We start from the raw sequence: 26121 nt of genomic DNA, 5'->3' as shown, positions 1-26121 counted from the left end.
AACTCCCCTGAGATCGGTGGGCGCGTCGAGGCAGCAGCGATCTCCGTCGCGGCGCGGCGGTGCGCGCACCACGACATGCGCTTCGGGTTTCCTGCCCCCCGACGCCTTCTTCGGCGTCTCGGCCACTCGCCGCTCAGATGCCCCCCCAGGCGCCCAAACCACTGGCCGAACAGGTGACTGATCCTTACACGTATGTACTGGGTAAGGAAATAGCGTGAGCAGAATGTGTTTAAAAATTAACGACGTGGGCCCTGGGGGAGCGACCGCCACCCGTCGGCCGTGATCACCAGGGGAGAGGCGTAGGTCCGCTTCACGTCGGCCGGGGTGTTCCGGTGCCGGGGCTCGGTGACGTTGTCGTACGTCAGCGCCTGGCCCCACACCGTCCACAGCACCCACGGCGTGCGGGACAGGGTGTGGGGCTGGTGTGTGTTGAGCGGCACGTGGAAGGACTCGGCGACGATCCGGGGCCGGGCGTACTCCTCCAGCCCGCGGTACCAGACCTCGGTCCACGCATCGCCGCCGTACGGCCGGGCCGGGCTTCCGCTGTAGTCGTCGACGCCCACGACGTCCACGTACGCGCCGCCCGGGTAGTACGGGCCGGGCGGTGTGCCGTACGAGCCGTCCCAGGAGTTCGGGGCCCAGACGAAGACCAGGTTGTGCAGGCCGCGCCGGTGCACCAGGAAGTCATGGGTGAGCCGCCACAGCCGGTGGTACGCCTCCGGGTCCTGCCCCGCCCACCAGAAGCCGTGGCCGGGACGTGTGTTCATCTCGTGGTAAGGCCGCAGGAGCACCGGCACGCCGTGGGTCGCCAGGTAGCCCAGGTGGTCGGCGAGGTAGCCGAGGTCGTGCAGCAGGGCCGCGTGCTCGTCCGTGCCCTCGGTGACCACCCGGCCGAACCAGCCGGCGTCCGAGGCGCCGGGCGCGTTCTTGTGCAGGGTCTGCGCGAAGCCCTTGACAGCGCTGCCCGGGTACGGCTGGTGGAAGGAGAAGCCGACCATGCCCGCCGGGGTGCCGCCGTTGTACGGCAGGACCGTCTCGGTGCCCGACGCGCAGTCGAAATGCCGGCCCGTCGGCCGGTACGAGCCGTCGGCCGCCCGGGGCAGCCCCGCCCACACGCCCACGGCGAGGTCGACGGCGTCCTCGGCGTAGCCCCACATGCGGCGGCAGCTCGGCCAGGCGCGCGAGTACGACCGCGCCTCGCCCACCGCCCAGCCCGGCTGGCCGTACCCCGGCCCCAGGTCGACTTCCACGAACCCGGGCAGCCGGCCGGTGACGTCCTGGACCTTGCGGTAGTAGTAGCCCGGCTGCTTCAGCCCCCGGTAGTCACCGTACGCCGCGTTGTACCGCTCGTTGTGCAGCTCCACGTGCTGCCCGATCACCGTCCGGCTCGGCCGCCCCCGGCGCGCGTCGTTCTCCAGGCCGGCCAGCAGCGCGTACACCCGACGGGCGGCGGGGGTGGCGTGCGGGTCCCGGTGCGTGAGATCGGCCGGGACGGTCCCGGGGCCGCTCTCGCCGGCCGCCCGGTCCCAGGCCCACAGCGCCGCGGGAACCCCCGTGGCCAGCCCGGCACAGGCTCCGAGCAGCCCGATCCGCCCCCGCATCCGCATCCGTACCCCCTGGCCGTCGATCAGCCGGAGCGTCTCACACCGGCGCGGCGGACCGGGGGACGGTGTCAGCCGTTCGCCGCCGCCGACGCCTGGGCCTGGCCGCGGCGGTAGATCTGGTCGAAGGCGAACTGCTGCAGGTCGTCGCCGGAGCGGAAGACCTTCGTGTCCTTGGTGGTCACGTTCCTGCCGTCGACGAAGCCGCTGATCGTGAAGTAGGCGTAGCGGCCGACGGCGTTGCGGGTCGAGCGGCAGGTGGCCCCGTCGCAGAAGGGCTTCACGCCCTTGCCGGGCAGCGAGCTGACGATGCTGTTGTCGTTCGTCTGCTTCTTGGCCTTCGTCGCCTGGGCCTGGGTGTCGAAGACGGCGACGCCGACGGTGACCGCGATGCCGCCGTTGCTGTACGTGGCACGGATCATACGGGTGCAACCGTTCGCGGTGAGCACCTTCGGCAGGGTGCCGCCGGCGGCCGAGGCGCAGTTCGTCGTGTCGGCCGTGGCGCCCTTCTTGTAGACGGTGCCGCCCACGGTCAGCTGGGTGCCGGGGAAGAGCGTGGCGGCGCTGAGCGGGGCGGTGTCCTTCTTGGCACTGGCTATGAAGTCCCGCGGGTCCAGCGGCGGCGGGGCGCTGGTGGGCGCGAAGGACGGCGTGGCCGAGCCGCTCGGCACGGAGGCGCTGGTGGGCAGGCTGCTGGGGCCGCCGGAGGCGCCGGTGTCCTTGTTCGCGGAGACGACGGCCATGGCGACGGCGGTGCCGACGGTTACCGTGGCGAGGGCGCCGGCGCCGATGAACAGCAGTCTGCGGCGCTTGTTGCGGGTCTCGGAGGCCTCGGCGAGCGCGGCCCAGTCCGGGGTTCCGTCGTCACCGCCGCTGTTCCAGGACTGCTGCTGGGAATGCGGTTTCCAGGGATCCCACTGAGACTGGGGTCCCCCCTGCCCGTAACTCATGGGGCGCATCTTAGACGGGGGGCGCGGATCATCATGCCGCTCGCTCGTTTTGACCCTCACCGATGACGCCGGTATCCTGCTTGTTCGTTGTGTATTGGCTTGCTCATTCTCACGGGACGGGCCCTTACACCGGTCCACCGGGCCGATGACCAGCGACCCCACGTACGCGGTTTGCGTCGCCGCCGTGCGGTCGAGGCTGTCGTGATCGTTTCGGTGACCTGTTCAGGACCATTCACTCGAAGCGAAGGCTACGAACCGTGCGTACGTACAGCCCCAAGCCCGGCGATGTGACGCGCCAGTGGCACGTCATCGACGCTCAGGACGTTGTCCTGGGCCGTCTCGCCACCACCGCAGCGACCCTCCTCCGGGGCAAGCACAAGCCGATCTACGCGCCGCACGTCGACGCTGGTGACTTCGTCATCATCATCAACGCCGACAAGGTGCACCTCTCCGGCAACAAGCGGACCCAGAAGATGGCGTACCGCCACTCGGGCTACCCGGGTGGTCTGCGCTCCGTCCGCTACGACGAGCTGCTGGACAAGAACCCGGAGAAGGCCATCGAGAAGGCCGTCAAGGGCATGCTCCCCAAGAACTCCCTGGGCCGTCAGATGCTCTCGAAGCTGAAGGTCTACAAGGGTGACCAGCACCCGCACGCTGCCCAGCAGCCGGTGCCGTTCGAGATCACCCAGGTCGCGCAGTAAGTCCGGCCACCCCCTAAGACTGAAGAGAATCTGAGGAGAATCGTGGCCGAGACCACTGCCGAGCAGCCGCTCGAAGAGCTTGACATCGACAGCTACACCACCGAGTCCGAGGTCCCCGTCGAGGGTGAGTACACCTCGGAGTCCCTGGCCTCCCGCTTCGGCGAGCCCCAGCCGGCCGCCGGCCTGGGCCGCCGCAAGAACGCCATCGCCCGCGTCCGGATCGTCCCGGGCACCGGCAAGTGGAAGATCAACGGTCGCACCCTCGAGGACTACTTCCCGAACAAGGTGCACCAGCAGGAAGTCAACGAGCCCTTCAAGGTGCTCGAGCTCGAGGGCCGTTACGACGTCATCGCCCGCATCGCCGGTGGCGGTGTCTCCGGTCAGGCCGGTGCGCTCCGTCTCGGTGTCGCCCGCGCGCTGAACGAGGCCGACGTCGACAACAACCGCGGCCCGCTGAAGAAGGCCGGCTTCCTGCGCCGCGACGACCGCGCGGTCGAGCGGAAGAAGGCCGGTCTGAAGAAGGCCCGCAAGGCCCCGCAGTACAGCAAGCGCTAAACACCAGCTGCCTGCTCGTACCTCGAACGCCCCGGCGGCACGCCACTGTGCCGTCGGGGCGTTCGTCTATCCCAGCTCGAGGGCGTATAACGACACAAGACGCTCAGGCGCTGAACAGCTTGTGCGATCGGATGGAGGACAAGTGGGACGACTCTTCGGCACGGACGGCGTGCGCGGTGTCGCCAACGCGGACCTGACGGCCGAGATGGCGCTCGGCCTGTCCGTGGCGGCGGCGCACGTGCTGGCCGAGGCGGGCACCTTCGAGGGCCACAAGCCGACGGCGGTGGTCGGCAGAGACCCGCGGGCGTCCGGGGAGTTCCTGGAGGCGGCCGTGGTCGCGGGCCTGGCCAGCGCCGGTGTGGACGTCCTGCGCGTCGGTGTGCTGCCGACGCCTGCGGTGGCCCATCTGACGGGCGCGCTCGGCGCCGACCTGGGCGTCATGCTCTCCGCCAGCCACAACGCCATGCCGGACAACGGCATCAAGTTCTTCGCCCGCGGCGGCCACAAACTCGCCGACGAGCTGGAGGACCGGATCGAGGCGGTCTACGAGTCGCACCGGCACGGCGAGCCCTGGCAGCGCCCGACGGGCGCCGGGGTCGGCCGTGTCCGCGCCTACGACGAGGGCTTCGAGCAGTACGTCACCCACCTGCTGTCGGTACTGCCCAACCGGCTGGACGGCCTGAAGATCGTCCTGGACGAAGCGCACGGCGCGGCCTCGGGGGTCTCGCCGGAGGCGTTCGCCCGGGCCGGCGCCCAGGTCGTCACGATCGGCGCCGAGCCGGACGGCCTGAACATCAACGACGGCTGCGGCTCGACCCATCTGGAGAAGCTGAAGGCCGCGGTCGTCGAGCAGGGCGCCGACTTCGGCATCGCGCACGACGGCGACGCCGACCGCTGCCTGGCCGTGGACCACACCGGCGAGGAGGTCGACGGCGACCAGATCCTCGCCGTGGTCGCGCTGTCCCTGCGGGAACGCTCCGCGCTGCGCGCCGACACCGTCGTCGCCACCGTGATGTCCAACCTGGGCTTCAAGCTGGCGATGGAGAGGGCCGGGATCCGGCTGGTCCAGACGGCCGTCGGCGACCGGTACGTGCTGGAGGAGATGAAGGAGCACGGCTTCGCCCTGGGCGGCGAGCAGTCCGGGCACGTCATCGTCCTGGACCACGCGACCACCGGTGACGGCACGCTGACCGGGCTGCTGCTGGCGGCCCGGGTCGCCGAGACCGGCCGTACGCTGCGGGAGCTCGCGTCGGTGATGGAGCGGCTGCCGCAGGTGCTGATCAATGTGCCGGACGTGGACAGGTCGCGGGTGAAGACGTCGGCGGAACTGGCCGCGGCGGTCGCCGAGGCGGAGCGGGAGCTGGGCGACACCGGCCGGGTGCTGCTGCGTCCCTCGGGCACCGAGCCGCTGGTACGGGTCATGGTCGAGGCCGCCGACATCGAGCAGGCGCGCTCCGTCGCCGGCCGCCTGGCCGACGCGGTGAAGTCGACGCTGGGCTAGGGCCTGTCCGACGATTCCCGTCTGCCGTGCGACGCCCTGCACGCTCCCCCACTGCCTCAAGGGCGCGGGAGATGCCCCCACTCGCCGCACCGGCCCAGACCGATGTACGTCCAGAGGGCCTGGGGCCCGCACGTGGAGAGCACGTACCTGACGCCGCGCGGCCGCCCTTCGGGCAACGACGCGAATGGTCAGACAGGCCCTGGTCGCCGCGACGGACACGGCACCAGTCTCCGGGGCGCCGACACGCCCAGGGGGGTTTGTTTGGATCAGGTCGGACCCCGGGCCGATCCGAACGAAACCCGCTACCCCTCGACGCGTGCCGTACGCTCGCGCTGCCTGGCCCAGAGCCACTTCTGGACGAGCAGCGTGAGCGTGCCGGCCACCACGATGCCCAGCAGGTTCAGCAGGAGCTGGTCGGCCGAGCCGACGGTCTGGCCGGTGTCGCCGTAGGCGAGGGCGACGGCCGCGTTGGCGGCGGCCGGGACCGTGGTGACGGAGATGGCCACGCCCACCAGGGCGCCCGACTTGGCGGAGGTCAGGGAGAGGGTGCCGGCGATGCCGGCGAGGACGGCCACGATGAGGGAGAAGGCGTCCGGGGCGTACACGAACGCCGTGTTGGGCCGCGTGCCGTCCAGCTGCGAGCGGTGGAACAGGCCGAGGGCGTCCATGAGGACGGTGAAGCCGACCGTCACCGCCATCGCCGCCGCGAAGCCCACCAGCAGGGCGGTCAGCGAGCGCAGCGCGAGCCGCGGGTGGCGCTGCACCAGGGCCGTGGAGAGGCCGGACAGCGGGCCGAACTCCGGGCCGACCGCCATCGCGCCGACGATCAGGACGGCGTTGTCCAGGACCACACCGCAGGCCGCGATCATCGTGGCGAGCGTGATGAAGGCGACGTAGGTCACCGACAGCGTCGACTCCTCGTGGGTGGCGTCGGCCAGGCCCTCCCAGAGCACCGCGTCCGCGCCCTCGCCCGGGGCCTCCTCCTCGGCCGTGTCGGCGTGGCGGGAGAGGGAGAGGTCGATGTTCTCCACCGCGATGGAGCCGGTCTCGTGTATCCCGAGGCGGCGCAGCGAGGTGAGGAGCTCGTCGCCCGCCTCCCGGGCCACGTCGCACAGCACGACGTCCCCGGCGGGGTTCCGGGCGGCGCCCGGCAGCACCACGAGGTGGGTGGTGCCGACCGTCTTCTCGATCAGCCGCACCACCTCGTCCGTCGTGCCGGCCGGGGTGATCAGGCGCAGATGCAGCATGGCGCTCATTCAACCGGCCGGGTCACAGCTTGCGCAGCCTCAGCCGCTGCACCTTGTGGTCCGGGCTCTTGCGCAGCACCAGGGTGGCGCGGCCGCGGGTGGGCGCGATGTTCTCCACCAGATTGGGCTTGTTGATGGTCCGCCAGAGCGTGCGGGCGTAGTCGAGTGCCTCCTCCTCCGACACCTGGGTGTACTTGCGGAAGTACGAGTCGGGGTTCTGGAAGGCCGTCTGGCGCAGCTTCTTGAAGCGGTTGAGGTACCAGTGCTCGATGTCCTCGGCGCTCGCGTCGACGTACACGCTGAAGTCGAAGTAGTCGGCGAGGCCGACCCGGGTGCGGCCGTCCTTGCCGGGCAGGGCGGGCTGGAGGACGTTCAGGCCTTCGACGATGAGGATGTCGGGGCGGCGGACGGTGAGCTTCTCGCCGGGGACGATGTCGTAGATGAGGTGGGAGTAGACGGGCGCGGTGACCTCGGCCTTGCCCGCCTTGATGTCGGCGACGAAACGGGTGAGGGCCCGGCGGTCGTAGGACTCCGGGAAACCTTTCCGCGACATCAGGCCGCGTGCCTCCAGTTCCCGGGTGGGCAGCAGGAAGCCGTCCGTCGTGACCAGTTCCACGCGCGGGTGTTCCGGCCAGCGGGAGAGCAGGGCCTGCAGGAGCCGGGCGACGGTGGACTTGCCGACGGCCACGGAGCCGGCGACGCCTATGACGAACGGGGTGCCGGACTGGGAGCCCTTCTCCCCGAGGAAGGTGTTCAGGGCCCCTCTGAGTCCGTCCGTGGCCCCGACGTAGAGGTTGAGGAGCCGGGAGAGCGGGAGGTAGACGTCCCGCACCTCGTCCAGGTCGATCACGTCGCCCAGACCGCGCAGCTTCTCCACCTCCTGGGCGGTGAGCGGCAGCGGCGTCTTGTCGCGCAGCGCGCTCCACTCGGCGCGGGTGAGGTCGACGTAGGGAGTCGCCTCCGGCCTGTGCCGGTGGGCGCTCCGGGGCATCGGGGAGACCGGTGAGATCACATCTCATTGTTAACGGAGTTCGAACGGCGCGGTGGGTGGGCTCCGTCACGCCCCACGGCGCCGCACCGGGCGGTGCGGAGCGTGACGGCAGGTGCCGGGCCGGCCGGTGCCGGCGGCCGTTCACCTGCGCTGTGACCTTCGTACGACGGTGGGAATTTCCGATTTCGGGCAGAGGGAGGCCAGTTCGGGCCGTTGTCGGGTCGTAGGCTGCCGCCCATGTGCGGAATCGTTGGATACGTAGGGTCACAGTCGGCGCTCGAGGTCGTGATGGCCGGGTTGAAGCGGCTGGAGTACCGGGGTTACGACTCGGCGGGTGTCGCCGTGCTCGCCGACGGCGGGCTGGCCGCGGCGAAGCGGGCCGGGAAACTGGTCAATCTGGAGAAGGAACTGGTCGAACGGCCGCTGCCGACCGGCTCGACGGGCATCGGCCACACCCGGTGGGCCACGCACGGCGCGCCGACCGACGCCAATGCCCATCCGCATCTCGACAACGCGGGCCGGGTCGCCGTCGTCCACAACGGCATCATCGAGAACTTCGCGGTCCTCAGGGCCGAACTCGCCGAGCGCGGCCACGAGCTGGTGTCCGAGACGGACACCGAGGTCGTCGCGCATCTGCTGGCCGAGGAGTTCTCCTCCTGCGCGGACCTGGCGGAGGCCATGCGGCTGGTGTGCCGGCGGCTGGAGGGCGCGTTCACGCTGGTCGCGGTGCACGCCGACGAGCCGGACGTGGTCGTCGGTGCGCGCCGGAACTCGCCGCTGGTGGTCGGCGTCGGAGAGGGTGAGGCATTCCTGGCCTCGGACGTCGCCGCGTTCATCGCCCACACGCGCTCCGCGATCGAGCTGGGCCAGGACCAGGTGGTGGAGCTGCGCCGCGACGGCGTGACCGTGACCGGGTTCGACGGCCGCCCGGCCGAGGTCCGCAGCTACCACGTGGACTGGGACGCCTCCGCCGCCGAGAAGGGCGGCTACGACTACTTCATGCTCAAGGAGATCGCCGAGCAGCCCAGGGCGGTCGCCGACACGCTGCTGGGCCGTATCGACCCGTCGGGCTCGCTGACCCTGGACGAGGTCCGCATCTCGCCCTCCGAGCTGCGGGAGATCGACAAGGTCGTCATCGTCGCGTGCGGCACGGCCTTCCACGCCGGCCTGATCGCCAAGTACGCCATCGAGCACTGGACGCGCATCCCGTGCGAGGTGGAACTGGCCAGCGAGTTCCGGTACCGGGACCCGATCCTGGACGGCCGCTCGCTCGTCATCGCCATCTCCCAGTCCGGCGAGACCATGGACACCCTGATGGCGCTGCGGCACGCCCGCGAGCAGGGTTCCAAGGTGCTGGCGATCTGCAACACCAACGGCTCCACGATCCCGCGCGAGTCCGACGCGGTGCTCTACACGCACGCCGGCCCGGAGGTCGCCGTCGCCTCGACCAAGGCGTTCCTGACCCAGCTGGTGGCCTGCTACCTGGTGGCGCTGTACCTGGGCCAGGTGCGCGGCACCAAGTGGGGCGACGAGATCCAGGCCGTGATCAAGGACCTGTCGCGGATCTCGGTCGAGGTCGAGCGGGTGCTGGAGACCATGGAGCCGGTGCGTGCGCTGGCCCGGACGCTGGCGTCCAAGAACACCGTGCTGTTCCTGGGCCGGCACGTGGGCTATCCGGTGGCGCTGGAAGGCGCGCTCAAGCTCAAGGAACTCGCCTACATGCACGCCGAGGGCTTCGCGGCGGGCGAGCTGAAGCACGGCCCGATCGCACTGATCGAGGAGGACGTGCCGGTGGTGGTCGTGGTGCCGTCGCCGCGCGGCCGCTCGGTGCTGCACGACAAGATCGTCTCCAACATCCAGGAGATCCGGGCGCGCGGTGCCCGCACCATCGTGATCGCCGAGGAGGGCGACGACGCGGTGGTCCCCTACGCCGACCACCTGATCCGCGTCCCGGCCACGCCGACGCTGCTGCAGCCGCTGGTGGCGACGGTGCCGTTGCAGGTCTTCGCGTGCGAGTTGGCCACCGCCAGGGGGAACGAGGTGGATCAGCCGCGGAACCTGGCGAAGTCGGTGACGGTGGAGTAGGGCGTCGGGTCTCAGTGCACCGAGAAACCGCCGTCCACGAAGAGCGACTGGCCGGTGACGTAGGCGCAGGCGCGGCTGGCGAGGAAGACGGCCGCGCCCTCGAAGTCCTCGGCGAGGCCGTTGCGGCCGGTCATCGTGCGGGCGGCGAGGGCGGCCACCTTCTCGGGGTCGGACGACAGGCGCGCGTTCAGCGGCGTCATCACGAAGCCCGGCACCAGGGTGTTGACGGTGACGCCGTACGGCGACCAGGCCTCGGCCTGTGAGCGGGCCAGTGACTCCAGCGCGCCCTTGGAGACGCCGTACGCCCCGCTCTGCACGAAGGCGCGGTGGGCCTGCTGGGAGGTGATGTGGATGATCCGGCCGAAGCCGCGCTCGGCCATGCCGGGCCCGAACCGCTGCCCGAGCAGGAACGGCGCCCGAAGGTTCACGGCCATGGTGGTGTCCCACACGTCCTCGCCCAGTTCGCCCATCGGCGGACGCAGGTTGATCCCGGCGGAGTTGACGAGGATGTCCGGCTCACCGAAGACGCCGGCCGCCTCCTCGGCCGCCGTGCGCACGCCGTCCCGGGTGCCCAGGTCGGCCGCGACCCAGCCGGCCCGGCACCCCTCGGCCGTCAACTCGTCCACGGTGTGCCGCAGCCGCTCTTCGGTACGGGCCACGACCACCACGCTCGCGCCCGCCCGTGCGAGCGCGCCGGCGATGGCACGGCCGATGCCGGACGTGCCTCCGGTCACCACGGCGACACGGCCGTCGAGCGAGAACAGGTCGGAGAGGTAGGCCTGGGAGGTCATGGGCGGAGCGTAGACGGCATCCGCGCGGCTCAGCAGCGGATTCCGCCAGGCGGGACGTGGTCCGACCGTAGGCTGCGGCTCATGAGCATCATCGGAGTGGGGATCGACGTCGCCGAGATCGACCGGTTCCGCGCGTCGCTGGAACGGACCCCGGGACTGGCCGACCGGCTGTTTCTGGAAAGGGAGTTGCTGCTGCCCGGTGGGGGGCGGCGGGGGATCGCCTCGCTCGCGGCCCGGTTCGCCGCCAAGGAGGCGCTGGCGAAGGCGCTCGGCGCACCGCCGGGCCTGCACTGGACCGACGTCGAGGTGTACGTCGAGGACAGCGGGCAGCCCCGGCTGCGGGTGACCGGCACCGTGGCCGCCCGCGCCGCCGAGCTGGGCGTGCGGTCCTGGCATGTGTCCCTCAGTCATGACGCGGGCGTCGCCTCGGCCGTGGTGGTCGCCGAGGGCTGACCGGCCCGGGTGTGGAAGAGGGTGGTTCCGGGGCAGACTCGGTGCCATGCGTAGTGCGTACGGCGTGGAGACGGTACGGGCGGCCGAACGGGCCCTGATGGCGCGGCTGCCGGAGGGTGCGTTGATGCAGCGGGCGGCGGCCGGGCTGGCCGCCGCCTGCGCCGGGCTGCTCGGGCGGGTGTACGGCAGTCGGGTGGTGCTGCTGGTCGGCAGCGGCGACAACGGCGGCGACGCGTTGTACGCGGGGGCGCGGCTGGCCCGGCGCGGAGCCGGGGTCACGGCCGTACTCCTCGCGCCCGAGCGGGCGCACGCCGGAGGACTGGCCGCGCTGCGCGGGGCCGGGGGATCGGTCGCCGGGGCCGCCGGCGGCGAGGAGCTGATCGAGCGGGCCGACCTCGTCGTGGACGGGATCGTGGGGATCGGCGGCAAGGGCGGGCTGCGGCCCGACGCCGAGGCCCTCGCGAGGGTCGTCGAGCGGTCCCGGCCCGCCGTGGTGGCCGTGGATCTGCCCAGCGGGGTGGACGCCGACACCGGGGAGGTGCGCGGCGCCGCGCTGCGCGCCGACCTCACCGTCACCTTCGGCACCCACAAGCCGGGGCTGCTGATCGACCCGGCGCGGGAGTACGCCGGGGTGGTGCGGCTCGTCGACATCGGTCTCGAACTGCCCGCCGAACCCGAGCTTCAGGCCCTGCAACACGCCGATGTGGCACGGCTGTTGCCGGTGCCGGCCGCGGAGAGCGACAAGTACCGGCGCGGTGTCGTCGGGATCGCCGCCGGGTCCGCGCGCTATCCGGGCGCCGCCGTGCTCGCCGTCTCCGGGGCGCTGCGCGGCGGCGCGGGGGCCGTGCGGTACGTCGGGCCCGCCGGGGACGCGGTGATCGCCCGCTTCCCGGAGACGCTGGTGTCCGACAAGGGCCCGACCAAGGCGGGGCGTGTCCAGGCCTGGGTGGTCGGGCCGGGGGCCGGGGACGACGCGGTGACCGTGGCCGAGGTGCTCGCGGCGGACGTGCCGGTGCTGCTCGACGCGGACGGGCTGCGGCTGGCCGAGCGGGACACGGTGCGCGGCCGTACGGCACCGACGCTCATGACCCCTCATGCCGGGGAGGCGGCCGCGCTGCTGGGCGTGCGACGGGAGGAGGTCGAGGAGGCCCGGCTGGCCGCGGTGCGGGAGCTGGCGGCGGTGTACCGGGCGACGGTGCTGCTGAAGGGCTCCACGACACTGATCGCCGACGCCGGGGGCGGTGCCGTACGGGTGAACCCCACGGGGACGCCCTGGCTGGCCACGGCCGGCAGCGGTGACGTGCTGTCAGGACTCGGCGGCTCGCTGCTGGCGGCGGGTCTCCCGGCGCCGGACGCGGGCAGCGCGGCGGCGTATCTCCACGGCCTGGCAGGGCGGTTCGCCTCGGACGGGGCACCGGCGGGGGCGCACGACGTGGCGGACCGGATCCCTCAGGCGTGGCGGGACGTGCACACCCTGTAGCCGGTACGCGACACGGGCGACCCCTCCCGCGCGGCACCGCTGGACCGGCCGGGCGGCGCGGTTGGCCGATCGCATGATCGGCAGACGAGTGGGGCCCCGGGGCGTCGCCGTGCTGCTCGCCACCGCAACGGCCCTCCCGGCCGGCACCCTCGCGGCGTCCGCCGAGCCCGCGCCGACCGGGCCCGCCCCCCGCTGCCGAGCTGGTCCCGGGCGTCGCTCACGGCCCCGCGCACGAGAACCACTGGTCGACCCTCTCCAACCAGCCCATGCCGTACGCCCGGTTCTTCGACGGCGGCGAGGCGTTTCACGCCGTCCACGGCAGCATCTGCACCACCGTCGGCTCCCACGGCTGCGCCGATCTGGGGCTCGGCGATGCGCGCAGGCCGGGGGACGTGCCGAAGACGGGCGACCGCGTCCACGGGGGGCGCAGGCCGGGTACCTGAGACTGCGACCGGGGCCGGGGCGGCCCTGATGAGACACTGGGGGCGCGATGAGTGAGACTGCGACTGTGCCGACCGCCCCCCTGCGCGCCCGCGCCGAGATCGACCTGGGCGCCCTGCGGGCCAATGTGCGCGCCCTGCGTGCGCGGACGCCCGGCGCGGCCCTGATGGCCGTCGTCAAGTCCGACGCCTACGGCCACGGCGCGGTGCCGTGTGCCCGGGCGGCTTTGGCGGCGGGCGCGGCCTGGCTCGGCACGGCCACGCCCGAGGAGGCCCTCGCGCTGCGCGCGGCGGGGCTGCCGGGCCGCATCCTGTGCTGGCTGTGGGTGCCGGGCGGCCCCTGGCGGCAGGCGATCGAGGCCGACATCGACGTGTCGGTGAGCGGCATGTGGGCGCTGCGGGAGGTCGTCGAGGCGGCCCGGGAGACCGGTCGTACCGCGCGCGTGCAGCTCAAGGCCGACACAGGGCTGGGCCGCAACGGCTGCCAGCCGGGGGCGGACTGGGACGAGCTGGTCGCCGGGTCCCTGCGCGCCGAGGCCGAGGGACTGGTGAAGGTCACCGGACTGTGGTCGCACTTCGCCTGCGCCGACGAGCCGGGGCATCCCTCCATCGCCGCCCAGCTCGACCGCTTCCGGGAGATGCTGGCGTACGCCGAGGAGCAGGGCGTGCGCCCCGAGGTGCGGCACATCGCCAACTCGCCCGCCACGCTCACCGTGCCCGAGAGCCACTTCGACCTGGTGCGCACCGGCATCGCCGTGTACGGCATCTCGCCCAGCCCCGAGCTGGGCACCCCCGCCGACTTCGGACTGCGCCCGGTGATGACGCTCTCCGCCTCGCTGGCCCTGGTCAAGCGCGTCCCCGGCGGACACGGCATCAGCTACGGCCACCACTACGTCACGCCCGGTGAGACCACCCTCGGCCTGGTTCCGGTCGGCTACGCGGACGGCATTCCCCGGCACGCCTCCGGCACCGGGCCGGTGCTCGTCGACGGCAAGTGGCGCACGGTCGCCGGGCGGGTGGCCATGGACCAGTTCGTGGTGGACCTCGGGGGGGACGAGCCCGCGGTGGGCAGCGAGGCCGTGCTGTTCGGGCCCGGCGACCGCGGTGAGCCCACCGCCGAGGACTGGGCACAGGCCTGCGGCACGATCGCGTACGAAATCGTCACACGGATCGGCACCCGGGTTCCCCGCGTCCATGTGAACGGGCAGGAACTCGGGTAACCGACTACTCGGGCAACCGTTCGCCGAACGCGACCCGTATCACGTGTAACACCGGTCATACCTGTCGCGGCGGCGTCACGTGCACCATCGGTCGCGTCGATGAGCGAACTGCAGTACGTCGAAGAGGAGCGGTACGTGAGCGAGAGCAGCGCGGAGGCCGTGGCCGAAGCCGTCGCCTCGGCGGCCGCCGCCTCCGCCGCGGGGGCGGCCGGGAGCTGGCGCAGGGCGACCGGCTTCGCCGGTGCCGCGATCGGCGTGCTCGCCGCGGGTGCCGCGGCCGGTGTCGCCCTCGAGCGGATGACGGTGGGCCGCGACATGCGCAGGAAGGCCCGGCTGGCGCTGGACTCCACCGGTCCCTACGGCACCCTGCGCGGCACTCCCGGCAAGGCCGTCGCCGACGACGGCACCGAGCTGTACTACGAGGTCGACGAGGCCGATCCCGATCCGGGGCCGAACGTCTCACCCCGCCGGCGCCGTCTCTTCGGCCGCAAGGAGCCGACGCCCGTGACCGTCGTCTTCTGCCACGGCTACTGCCTCAGCCAGGACTCCTGGCACTTCCAGCGCACGGCGCTGCGCGGGGTCATACGCACCGTGCACTGGGACCAGCGCAGCCACGGCCGCTCCGGACGGGGCGTGGCGCAGACCCGGGACCGGGTGCCGGTCACCATCGACCAGCTCGGCCGCGATCTGAAGGCCGTCATCGACGCCGCCGTCCCGGACGGGCCGGTCGTGCTGGTCGGCCACTCGATGGGCGGGATGACCATGATGGCGCTGGCCGCCCAGTACCCCGAGCTGATCCGGGACCGGGTCGTCGCCGCCGCCTTCGTCGGCACGTCGTCCGGGCGGCTCGGCGAGGTCAACTTCGGGCTGCCGCTGGCCGGCGTCAACGCGGTGCGCCGGATCCTGCCCGGGGTGCTGAAGGCTCTCGGGCAGCAGGCGGAGCTGGTGGAGAAGGGACGCCGGGCCACCGCCGACCTGTTCGCCGGGGTCATCAAGCGCTACTCGTTCGCCGGGCGGGACGTCGACCCGGCCGTCGAGCGGTTCGCGGAGCGGATGATCGAGTCCACGCCGATCGATGTGGTCGCCGAGTTCTACCCGGCCTTCACCGACCACGACAAGACCGAGGCGCTCGCCTGCTTCCAGGACATACCGGTGCTGGTGCTGGCCGGGATGCGGGACCTGGTCACCCCCAGCGAGCACAGCGAGGCCATGGCCGACCTGCTCCCGGACGCGGAGCTGGTCCTCGTCCCGGACGCCGGGCACCTGGTGATGCTGGAGCATCCGGACGTGGTCACCGACCGCCTCGCGGACCTGCTCACCCGCGCGGGTGCGGTGCCCGCAGGGGCTACGGTTGTGGGCTATGGAAGCACCAGCAGTACCGCAGAACCCCGCTGAGACCCGGCTGACGATCACCTCGCCCGAGCAGATGCGGGAACTGGGCCGCAAGCTGGCCAAGCTGCTGCGCGCGGGCGACCTGGTGATGCTCAGCGGTGAACTGGGCGCGGGCAAGACCACGCTGACCCGCGGGCTCGGCGAGGGGCTCGGCGTGCGCGGCGCGGTCACCTCCCCGACCTTCGTGATCGCCCGGGTGCACCCCTCCCTCGGCGACGGGCCGCCCCTGGTCCACGTGGACGCCTACCGGCTCGGCGGTGGCCTCGACGAGATGGAGGACCTGGACCTCGACGTCGGTCTGCCCGACTCGGTGATCGTGGTGGAGTGGGGCGAGGGCAAGGTCGAGGAGCTGACCGAGGACCGGCTCCAGGTCGTCATCCACCGCGCGGTCGGGGACACCACGGACGAGGTACGGCACGTCACCCTGACGGGTGTGGGGGAGCGCTGGGCGGACGCGGGCCTGGAGACGCTGACGGCCTGAGCGCCGGGAATCCGACAAGGCGTCGGCAACGTGTTGCGTGGAAGGTTCCGGGCGTGGTCACATGGTGTCCAGCCAGTGGTTAGGTCTGCCTAACCGCATCCGGCCCTCGCACCTCAGGAGGCGTCCATGCCCGAGCTCCGTACCCCTGAGGTGTCGATGCGCGACCTGCTGGCCGCGTGCGCGGCGGCGGACGCGGTCTCACGGCCGCCGCAGCCCCCGAACGAGGCACGCGGCGACGACGAGTCCCCGGCCCCCGCGACGGACCCGCGGCCGGACGACGACCCCGCACCGCACCCCCGGGCCGCCTAGGTGTGCTGTCCCGGGACGTTGGTGACGCGCGTGCTGGGCAGCCGTCCTTCGGGCAACGACGCGAATTGTCAGACAGGCCCTAGCGGATCACGACCACCTTCGTGCCGACCCTCGCGAAGTCCCACATCGCGGCCCCGTCGGCCCGCGTCTCCCGGATCCCCCCGGTGCGCGCGGTCGGCCCGGCCGTCGTGTTCCCGGCGTGTCCCGACGCCGCGCTGAACCCGATCGCGACACCGTCCACGCCGGTGAACCGGACGACGTGCTCGACGGGCACCCCGTCCGTGCCGATGACCGCACTGGAGCGGGACGTGACCCAGTAGGAGCCCGGCAGCGGATCGACCGTGCCCGGGGAGACCCGGAAACTGCGCTCCAGCAGGTCCCCGCGCCGGACCAGCCAGACCCGGTCGTCGTCCAGCGAGTACACGACCCGTTCACCGGTACCGGTCCCGCCCGGCACCGCGCCGGGACTGTGCCGCTCCCGCGGGGCGGCGGCCGCCGAGGAGGACGCGCCGGGACCGGGCCCGCCCATGCCCGGCGGTACGTGCGCGTGGGCCTGGGAGGCGAGGAAACCGACGGCTCCCAGGGCCGCCGCGGTGAGGGCGGCCACGATCCCCGAGCTGGTCCCTGACACGTGCGCCCACCTCTGCCCTGCGCTCTGCCTCGTGCGATATGTCGTACTTCGCACAGACCGTAGCAGTCGGTGACCGAACGACCGGGACGGCGATGCTCGGGGCGCGGGCGCCGTAGGCTGTTCGCGTGCTCTTGCTCGCTCTGGATACCGCAACACCCGCCGTCACCGTCGCCCTGCACGACGGCACGGACGTCGTCGCCTCGTCGTGCCAGGTGGACGCGCGTCGGCACGGAGAGCTGCTGCTGCCGGCCGTGGACCGCGTGCTCGCCGAGGCCCGGCTCGGGCTCGACGCCGTCACGGGCATCGTCGTCGGCATCGGCCCCGGCCCCTACACCGGGCTGCGCGTCGGCCTGATGACCGCCGACACCTTCGGCCTCGCGCTCGGCGTGCCGGTGCACGGTCTGTGCACGCTGGACGGCCTCGCCTACGCCGCCGACATCGAGAAGGGCCCCTTCGTCGTGGCGACCGACGCCCGGCGCAAGGAGGTCTACTGGGCGACGTACGCCGACTCCCGGACCCGGCTGACCGACCCGGCCGTGAACCGCCCCGGCGACATCGCCGAGCGGGTCGCGGGCCTGCCGGCGGTCGGCGCGGGCGCGCTGCTCTACCCGGACACGTTCCCGAGCGCCCACGAGCCCGAGCACGTCTCCGCCGCCGCCCTCGCCTCGCTCGCCGTCGAGAGGCTGGCGGCCGGCGAGGAGCTGCCCGCACCCCGGCCGCTGTACCTGCGCCGGCCGGACGCCCAGGTCCCCAAGAACTACAAGGTGGTCACCCCGAAGTGACCGTACGACTGCGCGAGATGCGCTGGTGGGACATCGACCCGGTCCTTGAGCTGGAGAAGGACCTGTTCCCCGAGGACGCCTGGTCCCGGGGCATGTTCTGGTCCGAGCTGTCCCACGCCCGGGGCGCCGAGGCGACCCGGCGCTATCTCGTGGCCGAGACCGACGGCCGCATCGTCGGCTACGCCGGACTGGTCGCGGCCGGCGAGCAGGGCGACGTCCAGACCATCGCCGTGGCACGCGACCACCAGGGCACCGGCCTCGGCGCCCGGCTGCTGGCCGAACTGCTGCGCGCGGCGACCGCGTTCGAGTGCCACGAGGTGATGCTCGAGTGCCGGGTGGACAACGTCCGCGCCCAGAAGCTGTACGAGCGCTTCGGCTTCCGGCCGATCGGCTTCCGGCGCGGCTACTACCAGCCGGGCAACGTGGACGCCCTGGTCATGCGCCTGACCGACCCCGCCTCATCCGTACAAGGAACCGAGATCAATGGCTGACGAACCGCTCGTCCTCGGCATCGAGACCTCCTGCGACGAGACCGGCGTCGGCATCGTCCGCGGCACGACCCTGCTGGCGGACGCCGTCGCCTCCAGCGTCGACGAGCACGCCCGCTTCGGCGGCGTCGTGCCGGAGGTGGCCTCGCGCGCGCACCTGGAGGCGATGGTCCCCACCATCGACCGCGCGCTGAAGGAGGCCGGCGTCTCGGCGAAGGACCTCGACGGCGTCGCGGTCACGGCGGGCCCCGGACTCGCGGGCGCCCTGCTCGTCGGCGTGTCGGCCGCCAAGGCGTACGCCTACGCCCTGGGCAAACCCCTGTACGGCGTCAACCACCTGGCCTCGCACATCTGCGTCGACCAGCTGGAGCACGGCCCGCTGCCCGAGCCCACGATGGCCCTGCTGGTCTCCGGCGGCCACTCCTCCCTGCTCCTGTCCGAGGACATCACCTCCGACGTACGGCCGATGGGCTCGACCATCGACGACGCGGCCGGCGAGGCCTTCGACAAGATCGCCCGCGTGCTGGACCTGGGCTTCCCAGGCGGCCCGGTGATCGACCGGTACGCGCGCGAGGGCGACCCGGAGGCGATCTCCTTCCCGCGCGGCCTGACCGGCCCCCGGGACCCGGCGTACGACTTCTCCTTCTCCGGTCTGAAGACGGCCGTGGCCCGCTGGATCGAGGCCAGGCGCGCGGCCGGCGAGGAGGTCCCGGTCCGGGACGTCGCCGCGTCCTTCCAGGAGGCCGTGGTCGACGTGCTGACCCGCAAGGCCGTCCGTGCCTGCAAGGACGAGGGCGTCGACCACCTCATGATCGGCGGCGGCGTCGCCGCCAACTCCCGGCTGCGCACGCTCGCCGAGGAGCGCTGCGAGAAGGCCGGCATCCGGCTGCGCGTCCCGCGCCCCAAACTGTGCACGGACAACGGCGCGATGGTGGCCGCGCTCGGCGCCGAGATGGTCGCCCGGAACCGGGCCGCCTCCGGCTGGGACCTGTCGGCCGACTCCTCGCTCCCGGTCACCGACCCGCACGTGCCCGCCGACCACGACCATGTGCACGAGGTCGGCAAGGAGAACCTGTACTCGTGACCGTCGCGCTGATGTGGGAGGCGCGGGCCGCCGTGGGCCGGGGTGCCGAACTGCTCGCCTGGGTGCGGGAGCAGCCCCTGAACCCGGAGCCGTTGCGCCGGGAGACCCTGCGTGCCCCGCAGGACCGGGTGCTGGTCATCACGTGGTGGGACGCGCCGTACGACGCCGGGATCCCCGAACTTCCCGATCCCGAACCGGGTCTCGTGATCCGGCCGGTGCACCGGTGGCGGTTCGAGTCGGTGGACGACGGCGGAAGTTGAGGTCTCCGGCCCCACTGGGCTATGATCATCACACAGCGAACGGCCGGAACCCGGACCTCGGGAAAGGCCCGGACGCAGTGCGTTGGTGGTCCAAGGAAAGACGTCCCGCTTCCTGCGGGGAGATGCAGGTGCAAGGCCTGCCCGGCGCTCCGGACGAACCCCGCCCCAGGACTTCCCGGGGCGGGGTTTTTCACGTCACCGGCGCCCGGCCTCATGCGGCCGGGCCGCCTGTGCCCTCGGCCCCCCGAACTCCGGGTCCGCCGCCCGCCGTTCCTTCAGGTGCGCGTACCCCATGAGGCCGGACAGCACCGTCAGCAGCACCGCCGAGGAACCGGCCGTACCCAGGCCCAGGCCGCCCTGGGCGACCGGTTTGGTCAGCAGATCGCCGGCCGTGGCGCCGAGCGGGCGGGTCAGCACGAACGCGATCCAGAACAGCAGGACGTTCGGCACGGCCGGGACCTTCGTGAGGGCGAGCAGGACGAGCAGCACGCCGGCCACCAGGGCCGCGCCGCCCAGGTAGCCGAGGCCCGAGCTGTCGGAGAGGAAGTCACCCATCGAGGTGCCGAGGGTGTTGGAGACCAGGATCGCCGACCAGAACAGGGCCTCGCCGCGGAAGGTGACGATCTCGGTGATCTGGAAGGTCATCCCGCTCAGCTTCCAGCACAGGAAGATCAACACAAGGATCGAGACCAGGATCGCCGCGCCCTCCGGGTAGCCGAGACCGAGCCCCTGCGGGCCCCGGCCCAGTCGTGTCGCGCCGCCCGGGAGGTACCGCGCGGTGGCGTCCCGGTTCATGAAGTCGGACATGGTGGTGCCGGCCATGGAGGTCGACAGGATCACGGTCCAGTAGAAGAACGGGTTGTAGCGCGCGGAGCGCAGCTGGACCACCAGCGTCACCACGAAGACAAGGAACAGGGCGATGGTGGTGAGGAAGTAGCCCAGTCTCAAGGTCTGGGAGAACAGGTCGCCCGCGGTCTCGCCCAGGGTCGTCGCCGCGATCTTCATGATCCAGAACGCGAGGGTGACCTCGGGCAGCTTCTTCATCACGGGCTTCGTCGTCGAGAGCGTCGTCAAGGGTGCTCCTGTGTGGGGGGCGACAGGAGCACGACCCTCCCAGGGGCGGCCCGACGCAGCCCGAACGCACGCCGCACAGGGCTTGCTTTTTGCCGTTTCTTCGAGGTGAGCCGCAGAAGGACCGCACCGTGGACATCAAATGTTGCGTCAACAATCTCAAATGTTTCGAAGATCGGCTCGCTCGCGCGTGCCTTCGCCGAGGAGGCGGGTGAGGATACGATCGCGGACATGAAGCCTTCGAAGTCCGCAGAGACGCAGAGCGCGACCCTCGCCGAAATCGCCCGTGAGGCCGGGGTGTCGGCTCCGACTGTTTCGAAGGTGCTCAACGGTCGCGCCGATGTCGCCCCGGCGACCCGCACCCGGGTCGAGGAGCTGCTGCGCGTCCACGGCTACCGACGTCGGCGCGCCGAGGCCTCCCGCTCCCCGCTGATCGACCTGATCTTCCACGAACTGGACAGTGCTTGGGCGCTGGAAGTCATCCGGGGCGTGGAGAACGTGGCCCGGGACGCCGGGCTGAGCGTGGTCCTTTCGGAGTCGGCCGGGCGGCTCTCGCCGGGCCGCACCTGGGCCGACCAGGTGGCCGCCCGCCGCCCGCACGGCGTGGTGCTCGTGCTGTCCGAGCTCGACGAGTCCCAGCGGGCGCTGCTGACCAGCCGCTCCATCCCGTTCGTGGTGATGGACCCCGCCGGCGACCCGGGCCCGGACGTGCCCTCCATCGGCGCCACCAACTGGCAGGGCGGCCTCGCCGCCACCCGCCACCTGGTGGAACTCGGCCACACCCGGATCGGCGCGATCAGCGGCCCGTCGAGGATGATGTGCAGCCGCGCCCGCGTCGACGGCTACCGCGCCGCGCTGGAGACGGCCGGCCTGCCCGTGGACCCCTCGCTGATCGTGGCCGGCGACTTCCACCACGACTCCGGCTACCGCCTGGGCCTTCAGCTGCTGCGCCGCCCCGACCGGCCGACGGCCGTCTTCACGGGCAACGACCTGCAGGCTCTCGGCCTGTACGAGGCCGCGCGTGAGCTGGGCCTGCGCATCCCGGAGGACCTCAGCGTGGTCGGCTTCGACGATCTGCCCGTGGCTCGCTGGGTCGGCCCGCCGCTGACGACCGTGCGGCAGCCGCTGACCGAGATGGCCGAGGCCGCCGCCCGGCTGGTGCTGGAGCTCGGCCGCGAGCAGGAGGAGCGGGCCGCGACCCGTGTGGAGCTGGCGACCAGCCTGGTGGTCCGGTCCAGCACGGCGGCGCCGGCGACCGTGCGACCGGGCGCCTCGTGACGCGGGTGGCCGGAAGGTGACGTGTTGACGGGTGGGGCGGACGCCCCGTCCTCCGTAGTCGGTCGGTCATCGAACCGATACTTTCGGAACCCGCCGACGGGTCTCTCGGAACCGGCTTGTCCCTCGTGTCCCCGCTGACCGGTGTCGAGCCGCTGTCCGCGCCCGCCGCGCACCCTGCCGACACCCCGGTGCGCGACCTCGCCGTCGCCCGGGGCAAGGTCGTCGGCACAGCCGTCACCGGCTCCAGGCTCACCGGCGCCTACGGCCGACCGGATCGTGGCCTTCGCCCCGGCCACCACCAGCAGGTGCGCGGCCACACCCTGGTCCGGCACAGCCGGAACCCGAGCCGGCCGACGAACGGCGACTGGACCTCCGCCCGACTGGGCGGCCTGAGCACCCTCCAGCAGAACATCCCGCGCTTCGCCGACCTCGGCGTGGACGTGGCGATCACCGAGCCGGACGTCCGCATGCAACTGGCCGTCGAAGCGACGGAAGTCGCCCAGCCGAAGGCCGACTTCAGGTCCGTCCTCGCCGCCTGCGCCGCCGTGACCGCTGTGTGGACGTCACGGTGCGGGGCTTCACCGGCCAGGTGACCGTCTCCTGCCCTGGGCCGTGCCGTCCTCGTGGAAGGTGAACTGCACCCACGGCTGCCGGCCGGCGGATCACCCAGGCCTGGAACGTCACGTGCACCCGGTCCGGGGTGGAACGGTGTCCAGTTCCGACGCCTCCTGCAACGAGTCCGTGCCGGACGGCGGTTCGGTGGCCCTCGGCTTCAACGGGTGCTTCAGCGGCAGCAATCCGGTGCCCAGGTGACGCTCGGATGAGACCGGGAACCGCCCGGGGTGAGAAATTCCGAAGAAAACCCCATCTCACCGCTTGCGCTAACAGTCCCCTAATAATTCGGACTTACGTTCCTCGCGTGACGCGACACATGGAGCACGACGAGGAGCAAGGCGAAGCGGGCAGACGGGTGGGCCGGCGGTCGGGAGCGCTGAGGATCGTCGGCCTCACCCTGGCGGGCGCCCTGGTGCTGGGCACGGCCGTGGTGGGCTGGGCGTACTGGCATCTGAACCACAACATCAGAAGCGTCGACATCGACAGCGCGCTCGGCAGCGACCGGCCCGCGCGGGCGGAGACCACCCCCTCCGCGAGTGCCTCGGCCGCCGCCCCGCTGCCGACCGACTCCCTGAACATCCTGGTCCTCGGCTCGGACTCGCGCAGCGGCAGGGCCAACAAGGAACTGGGCGGGGGCGACAGCTCCGGCGCCCGCTCGGACACGGCGATGGTCTGGCACCTGGACGCGGGCCGGACGAAGGCCACCGTGGTCAGCATCCCGCGCGACACCCTCGTCACCCGCCCGTCCTGCCCGCTCGCCTCGGGCGGCTCGACGGCGGTGACGTACCAGGCGATGTTCAACAGCGCCTACGCGGTGGGCGGTCCGGTGTGCGCGGTGAAGACCGTGGAGTCGATCACGCACATCCGCATGGACCACTACATCGAGATCGACTTCTCCGGATTCGCGAGACTCGTCGACGCGCTCGGCGGGGTCGACGTCACCACCGCGCAGGACATCGAGGACGACCAGAGCCATCTGCACCTGAAGGCGGGCTCCCACCACCTCGACGGCAAGCAGGCCCTCGCGCTCGCCCGCACCCGGCACGGCATAGGCGACGGCAGCGACCTCGGCCGCATAGGGCTGCAACAGATGCTGGTGAAGGATCTGCTGGAGCAGATGAGCAGCACCAGGCTGCTCACCGACCCGGCCCGGCTGTACCGGGTCGCCGACGCGATCACCTCCGGGCTCACCACCGACACCGGCCTGGACTCGCTGAGCGAGCTGATGCGGCTCGGGCAGAGCCTGAAGGGGCTGAGCGCCGACCGCGTGCGGACGGTGATGATGCCGGTCGTCACCGCCCCGTCCGACCACAACCGGGTGATCGCCGAGGAGCCGGCGGCGAGCGAGCTGTGGGCGTCCCTGCGTTGAGCCGGGTACCGGCGTGACCCTGCAACTCCGCCTCTCCGCGTTCACACGCCCGCTGGCTGCTGCCGCTGCCCCTCGGAACCACCGCCCTCGGGCGCGGCGTCCCCCGTGTCCGCGTCGAAGACCGCCGCGCCGGTCCGCGACGAAGTCTGACCGGCACCGGCGCCCAGGGCGTCACCCAGGACACCGCGGGTGCCCCCGGCACCGCCGGGCGGGGTGACCGCCTTCGGCAGCACCGTCCGGGTGTTCAGGGGTGACGGCGACGGATACGCCGACCGGGCCGCCTGCGCGAGCGGCGGGGACGGCGGCAACGGCGCGGTCCGGAGCCCGCGCGGGCGCCCCTTCGGGCCTGGTCACGGACGCGGCCCTGGCGACCGGCGGCAGGGCGGTCGGGGCGCCGTACCGGAAGGCCGGATTCGGCCCCGGGCCGAGGTGATCCCGGACGGCGGAAAGAATTTCCGGTGAGCGTGTCGATCCGGGGCCCTCCCGTTCGACGCAGGGGTGAGCGGCGGGGAAGGACCCGTCGCCCCGACCGAAGGAGGCACCATGCCCCGCTACCTGTCGATCGTGCGCGTCGACGAGACCACCGCGCCGCCGGAGGGCCCCAGCCCCGAGCTGATGAAGCGGATGGGCGCGCTGATCGAGGAGATCACCAAGGCCGGTGTCATGCTCGACACCGCCGGGCTCACCCCGCACACCCAGGGCAAGCGGGTGCGCTGGGAGGGCGGCGACCTCACCGTCACGGACGGGCCGTTCACCGAGTCCAAGGAGGTCGTCGGCGGCTACGCCCTCATGCAGTGCAAGGACATGGACGAGGCCCTGGAGTGGACCAAGCGGTTCCTCAAGACCCACGAGGAGTACTGGACCGTGACCTGCGAGGTGCGCGAGATCGCCGAGGGCTGACGTGCCTGGCGCTGTGCCGTTGGGGGGTGTTGCATGGTGGACTGTGGAACCACAGCCCACAGCACCACGGCACAGCGCACCCCAGGCCGTGGAGGCGCGGGAGCCCGCCCGTCTTGGCGGGGCCGCCGAGGCGGGTACGGCCGCCCAGGCCCCAGCGGACCCCGAGCCCGCCGCCCACGCCATCGAGACCGTCTTCCGGCTGGAGTCGCCCCGGGTCATCGCCGGTGTCGCCCGGATCGTGCGGGACGTCGGGATCGCCGAGGAGCTGGCGCAGGACGCGCTGGTCGCCGCCCTGGAGCGGTGGCCGCGCGACGGGGTCCCCGACAACCCCGGCGCCTGGCTCATGGCCACCGCACGGCACCGTGCCGTCGACCTGATCCGGCGCCGCGAGACCTACGCCCGCAAGCTCGCCGAGATCGGCCGGGACCTGGAGGCGACGGCACCCGAGGCCCCCGCCGACCCGGACGACATCGACGACGACCTGCTCCGGCTCGTCTTCACCACCTGCCACCCGGTGCTGTCGCGCGAGGCTCGCACGGCGCTCACCCTGCGTCTGCTCGGCGGCCTGACCACGGCCGAGATCGCCCGCGCCCATCTGGTCCCGGAGTCCACGATCGCCCAGCGCATCGTGCGCGCCAAACGCACCCTGGCGAAGAAGAACATCGCCTTCGAGGTGCCCTACGGCCCCGACCGCGAGGCCCGCCTCGGTTCCGTGCTGGACGTCATCTACCTGATCTTCAACGAGGGCTACGCCGCGACCGCAGGCGACGACCTGCTCCGCCCCGGCCTGTGCGAGGACGCGCTGCGGCTGGCCCGTGTCCTGTCCGCGCTGATGCCCAGGGAACCGGAGGTGCACGGTCTGACCGCGCTCCTGGAGTTCCAGGCCTCCCGCACGGCCGCCCGCACCGGCCCCGACGGCGAACCGGTGCTCCTGAAGGACCAGAACCGCCGCCGCTGGAACCGCATGCTGATCGCCCGTGGCGTCCGGGCGCTGGAGCGCGCCGGCGCCACCGCGGCCGGCGCCCCGGGCCCCTACGCCCTCCAGGCGGCCATCGCCGCCTGCCACGCGCACGCGTACACCTACGAGGACACCGACTGGCGTGCCATCGCCACCCTGTACGGACTGCTGGCCGCCCGCGCCCCCTCGCCCGTGGTGGAGCTGAACCGCGCGGTCGCCGTGTCCATGGCCGACGGCCCCGCCGAGGGTCTGAAGCTGGTGGACGCCCTCGCCGCAGAACCGGCCCTGCGCGACTACCACCTGCTGCCCAGCGTCCGCGGCGACCTCCTCGCCCGCCTGGGCCGCACGGCGGAGGCCCGCACGGAGTTCACCCGCGCGTCCACCCTCGCCCGCAACGGCCGCGAACGCGAACTACTGCTGCGCCGCGCGGCGGCGGAGGACATGTGACCGGTCCCGCGCGGCAGGCCGACGAGGACGACCGTGGTCGC

Annotated in this window: 28 protein-coding genes; 20 read left to right on the top strand and 8 right to left on the bottom strand. The window is 72.3% G+C overall.

Annotated elements, in window-relative coordinates; genetic code table 11:
- Positions 1–236: 236 nt before the first annotated feature.
- Both AC5WRT_RS04070 and AC5WRT_RS04065 read right to left on the bottom strand, forming a co-directional pair.
- The gene (locus AC5WRT_RS04070) at positions 237–1607 is read right to left on the bottom strand and encodes a glycoside hydrolase family 26 protein (protein ID WP_496093012.1); all 1371 of its coding nucleotides are present in this window, start codon (positions 1605–1607) and stop codon (positions 237–239) included.
- Positions 1608–1672: 65 nt separating this feature from the next.
- A complete protein-coding gene (locus AC5WRT_RS04065) occupies positions 1673–2551 on the bottom strand; it encodes a hypothetical protein (protein ID WP_496093011.1) in 879 nt (292 codons plus the stop codon).
- 257 nt (positions 2552–2808) lie between these two features.
- Between AC5WRT_RS04065 and rplM the strand changes: the two genes are divergently transcribed.
- The 3 genes from rplM to glmM all read left to right on the top strand — a co-directional run bounded on the left by rplM (position 2809) and on the right by glmM (position 5308).
- Positions 2809–3252 carry a 50S ribosomal protein L13 gene (gene rplM / locus AC5WRT_RS04060; RefSeq protein ID WP_014674395.1) on the top strand — a complete coding sequence of 148 codons (444 nt, stop codon included), beginning with the start codon at positions 2809–2811 and terminating at the stop codon, positions 3250–3252.
- A gap of 42 nt (positions 3253–3294) precedes the next feature.
- Positions 3295–3807, top strand: coding sequence for a 30S ribosomal protein S9 (gene rpsI, locus AC5WRT_RS04055; protein ID WP_003998795.1), 513 nt, complete (start codon positions 3295–3297; stop codon positions 3805–3807).
- Positions 3808–3949: 142 nt separating this feature from the next.
- Complete coding sequence (gene glmM, locus AC5WRT_RS04050; protein WP_496093010.1) at positions 3950–5308, top strand: phosphoglucosamine mutase; 1359 nt, start codon at positions 3950–3952, stop codon at positions 5306–5308.
- A 302-nt stretch (positions 5309–5610) separates the two neighbouring features.
- Here the strand turns inward: glmM and AC5WRT_RS04045 are convergent, their stop codons facing one another.
- A complete protein-coding gene (locus AC5WRT_RS04045; RefSeq protein ID WP_496093009.1) occupies positions 5611–6555 on the bottom strand; it encodes a DUF389 domain-containing protein in 945 nt (314 codons plus the stop codon).
- Positions 6556–6577: 22 nt separating this feature from the next.
- Positions 6578–7546 (bottom strand): type I pantothenate kinase, encoded by a 969-nt coding sequence (gene coaA / locus AC5WRT_RS04040; RefSeq protein ID WP_496093087.1) that lies wholly within the window; start codon positions 7544–7546, stop codon positions 6578–6580.
- Between the two features lie 237 nt (positions 7547–7783).
- On the opposite strand from coaA, the gene glmS reads away from it, so the two are divergent.
- Positions 7784–9631 carry a glutamine--fructose-6-phosphate transaminase (isomerizing) gene (gene glmS, locus AC5WRT_RS04035; RefSeq protein ID WP_496093008.1) on the top strand — a complete coding sequence of 616 codons (1848 nt, stop codon included), beginning with the start codon at positions 7784–7786 and terminating at the stop codon, positions 9629–9631.
- 11 nt (positions 9632–9642) lie between these two features.
- Here the strand turns inward: glmS and AC5WRT_RS04030 are convergent, their stop codons facing one another.
- Entirely contained in the window at positions 9643–10422 is a 780-nt protein-coding gene (locus AC5WRT_RS04030) for an SDR family NAD(P)-dependent oxidoreductase (protein WP_496093007.1), read from the bottom strand.
- A gap of 81 nt (positions 10423–10503) precedes the next feature.
- Here AC5WRT_RS04030 and AC5WRT_RS04025 point away from each other — a divergent pair, with 81 nt between their 5' ends.
- The 7 genes from AC5WRT_RS04025 (at position 10504) to AC5WRT_RS03995 (ending at position 16197) form a co-directional block, all read left to right on the top strand.
- Positions 10504–10875 (top strand): holo-ACP synthase, encoded by a 372-nt coding sequence (locus AC5WRT_RS04025; protein WP_496093006.1) that lies wholly within the window; start codon positions 10504–10506, stop codon positions 10873–10875.
- A 46-nt stretch (positions 10876–10921) separates the two neighbouring features.
- Positions 10922–12355, top strand: coding sequence for an NAD(P)H-hydrate dehydratase (locus tag AC5WRT_RS04020; protein WP_496093005.1), 1434 nt, complete (start codon positions 10922–10924; stop codon positions 12353–12355).
- A 266-nt stretch (positions 12356–12621) separates the two neighbouring features.
- Positions 12622–12798: a hypothetical protein gene (locus AC5WRT_RS04015; protein ID WP_496093004.1), complete on the top strand. Its 177-nt coding sequence runs from the start codon at positions 12622–12624 to the stop codon at positions 12796–12798.
- A 47-nt stretch (positions 12799–12845) separates the two neighbouring features.
- Complete coding sequence (alr, locus tag AC5WRT_RS04010; protein ID WP_496093003.1) at positions 12846–14015, top strand: alanine racemase; 1170 nt, start codon at positions 12846–12848, stop codon at positions 14013–14015.
- A 135-nt stretch (positions 14016–14150) separates the two neighbouring features.
- Positions 14151–15410 (top strand): alpha/beta fold hydrolase, encoded by a 1260-nt coding sequence (locus AC5WRT_RS04005; protein ID WP_496099945.1) that lies wholly within the window; start codon positions 14151–14153, stop codon positions 15408–15410.
- Positions 15376–15888: a tRNA (adenosine(37)-N6)-threonylcarbamoyltransferase complex ATPase subunit type 1 TsaE gene (gene tsaE / locus AC5WRT_RS04000; protein WP_496093002.1), complete on the top strand. Its 513-nt coding sequence runs from the start codon at positions 15376–15378 to the stop codon at positions 15886–15888. Before AC5WRT_RS04005 ends, tsaE begins: the two co-directional genes overlap by 35 nt.
- 126 nt (positions 15889–16014) lie before the next feature.
- Complete coding sequence (locus AC5WRT_RS03995) at positions 16015–16197, top strand: hypothetical protein (RefSeq protein WP_496093001.1); 183 nt, start codon at positions 16015–16017, stop codon at positions 16195–16197.
- A gap of 79 nt (positions 16198–16276) precedes the next feature.
- Here AC5WRT_RS03995 and AC5WRT_RS03990 read toward each other — a convergent pair whose 3' ends face one another.
- Positions 16277–16828 carry a L,D-transpeptidase gene (locus tag AC5WRT_RS03990; protein ID WP_496093000.1) on the bottom strand — a complete coding sequence of 184 codons (552 nt, stop codon included), beginning with the start codon at positions 16826–16828 and terminating at the stop codon, positions 16277–16279.
- A 125-nt stretch (positions 16829–16953) separates the two neighbouring features.
- On the opposite strand from AC5WRT_RS03990, the gene tsaB reads away from it, so the two are divergent.
- Genes tsaB through AC5WRT_RS03970 form a run of 4 tightly spaced genes read left to right on the top strand, consistent with a single transcriptional unit; the run spans position 16954 to position 19442 of the window.
- Positions 16954–17610: a tRNA (adenosine(37)-N6)-threonylcarbamoyltransferase complex dimerization subunit type 1 TsaB gene (tsaB, locus tag AC5WRT_RS03985; RefSeq protein WP_496092999.1), complete on the top strand. Its 657-nt coding sequence runs from the start codon at positions 16954–16956 to the stop codon at positions 17608–17610.
- Positions 17611–17627: 17 nt separating this feature from the next.
- A complete protein-coding gene (gene rimI, locus AC5WRT_RS03980; RefSeq protein ID WP_496093085.1) occupies positions 17628–18101 on the top strand; it encodes a ribosomal protein S18-alanine N-acetyltransferase in 474 nt (157 codons plus the stop codon).
- Complete coding sequence (tsaD, locus tag AC5WRT_RS03975; protein WP_496092998.1) at positions 18094–19182, top strand: tRNA (adenosine(37)-N6)-threonylcarbamoyltransferase complex transferase subunit TsaD; 1089 nt, start codon at positions 18094–18096, stop codon at positions 19180–19182. The genes rimI and tsaD overlap by 8 nt, the downstream gene beginning before the upstream one ends.
- The gene (locus tag AC5WRT_RS03970) at positions 19179–19442 is read left to right on the top strand and encodes a hypothetical protein (protein WP_496092997.1); all 264 of its coding nucleotides are present in this window, start codon (positions 19179–19181) and stop codon (positions 19440–19442) included. Before tsaD ends, AC5WRT_RS03970 begins: the two co-directional genes overlap by 4 nt.
- A 195-nt stretch (positions 19443–19637) precedes the next feature.
- On the opposite strand, the gene AC5WRT_RS03965 is transcribed toward AC5WRT_RS03970, so the two are convergent.
- Complete coding sequence (locus tag AC5WRT_RS03965; protein ID WP_496092996.1) at positions 19638–20516, bottom strand: COG4705 family protein; 879 nt, start codon at positions 20514–20516, stop codon at positions 19638–19640.
- Between the two features lie 228 nt (positions 20517–20744).
- Here AC5WRT_RS03965 and AC5WRT_RS03960 point away from each other — a divergent pair, with 228 nt between their 5' ends.
- The 3 genes from AC5WRT_RS03960 to AC5WRT_RS03950 all read left to right on the top strand — a co-directional run bounded on the left by AC5WRT_RS03960 (position 20745) and on the right by AC5WRT_RS03950 (position 23775).
- Complete coding sequence (locus AC5WRT_RS03960; RefSeq protein WP_496092995.1) at positions 20745–21791, top strand: LacI family DNA-binding transcriptional regulator; 1047 nt, start codon at positions 20745–20747, stop codon at positions 21789–21791.
- A gap of 125 nt (positions 21792–21916) precedes the next feature.
- Complete coding sequence (locus tag AC5WRT_RS03955; RefSeq protein ID WP_496093084.1) at positions 21917–22384, top strand: endo-1,4-beta-xylanase; 468 nt, start codon at positions 21917–21919, stop codon at positions 22382–22384.
- 338 nt (positions 22385–22722) lie between these two features.
- Entirely contained in the window at positions 22723–23775 is a 1053-nt protein-coding gene (locus AC5WRT_RS03950) for an LCP family protein (protein WP_496093083.1), read from the top strand.
- A gap of 41 nt (positions 23776–23816) precedes the next feature.
- Here AC5WRT_RS03950 and AC5WRT_RS03945 read toward each other — a convergent pair whose 3' ends face one another.
- Entirely contained in the window at positions 23817–24008 is a 192-nt protein-coding gene (locus AC5WRT_RS03945) for a hypothetical protein (protein WP_496099927.1), read from the bottom strand.
- A gap of 310 nt (positions 24009–24318) precedes the next feature.
- Here AC5WRT_RS03945 and AC5WRT_RS03940 point away from each other — a divergent pair, with 310 nt between their 5' ends.
- Positions 24319–24675: a YciI family protein gene (locus AC5WRT_RS03940; protein ID WP_496092993.1), complete on the top strand. Its 357-nt coding sequence runs from the start codon at positions 24319–24321 to the stop codon at positions 24673–24675.
- A gap of 181 nt (positions 24676–24856) precedes the next feature.
- Entirely contained in the window at positions 24857–26080 is a 1224-nt protein-coding gene (locus AC5WRT_RS03935; protein ID WP_496093082.1) for an RNA polymerase sigma factor, read from the top strand.
- Positions 26081–26121 lie beyond the last annotated feature (41 nt).

It is taken from the genome of Streptomyces sp. NTD91 (genome assembly GCF_059510455.1).
Note: the sequence above shows the minus strand (reverse complement) of the source record. Positions and strands in the feature narration are given on the sequence as shown.